Origin of the sequence: Chitinimonas prasina, assembly GCF_030160395.1 — a bacterium.
Classification (GTDB): Bacteria; Pseudomonadota; Gammaproteobacteria; order Burkholderiales; family Chitinimonadaceae; genus Chitinimonas; species Chitinimonas prasina.
In genome coordinates, this window is record NZ_BSOG01000068.1 from 1 (window position 1) to 574 (window position 574).

General features: G+C 49.1%; 1 protein-coding gene. It reads right to left on the reverse strand.

The window, feature by feature from the left end; translation table 11 throughout:
* Window positions 1–446: hypothetical protein (locus tag QQK16_RS21130; protein WP_284198461.1), on the reverse strand; the 446-nt coding region annotated here is incomplete at its 3' end.
* Window positions 447–574: the final 128 nt, after the last annotated feature.

Genomic DNA, 574 nt, shown 5'->3' on the forward strand with positions numbered 1-574 from the left:
CATTGGCACCGGAACAGAGGAACCTTGAGAGGACCATAGTCAAGTTCCCATATATCCTCGATGGCACCGTAATACGTGGCAGTTGTTCCATCGTGTCCCATGGCATCGACACGAACAGCGCTGTTTTGGTTCGTGCTCTTTATGTCTTGGGCTCTCGTGTAGAATGTGTACCCATTGATCTCATATCCCTGGAATGTCGCGATCGACCCAGACGGTCCCCTCGCTAGGAAGGCAAGTTGTTGGTTGATCGACTCGTTACCCATGAGATGTTGTCGTAGCCACGTGGGGAAAGTATCAATGTGATGCCGTGTAATCCATGCATCGGACTTACCGATGTTTCTGGCGCGAACTAGAGCCAAGTGCTCCTCGATGTGAGGAGCTACCAATGAAGATTGTTGCAGAACCGTGAAATGGGCTTTACGGAATAAATTGTTGTCTACCGTCATTATTGCTTTCCTTCCGAGAGTTCCCTTTCCCCGTAGTCTCCCTTCATGGCGTGATTCAGGTACCCCGATTGGGCGAAGATCCTCGATAAATTCTACGCAAAATTCGATGACATTCTCTGTTCCATAAC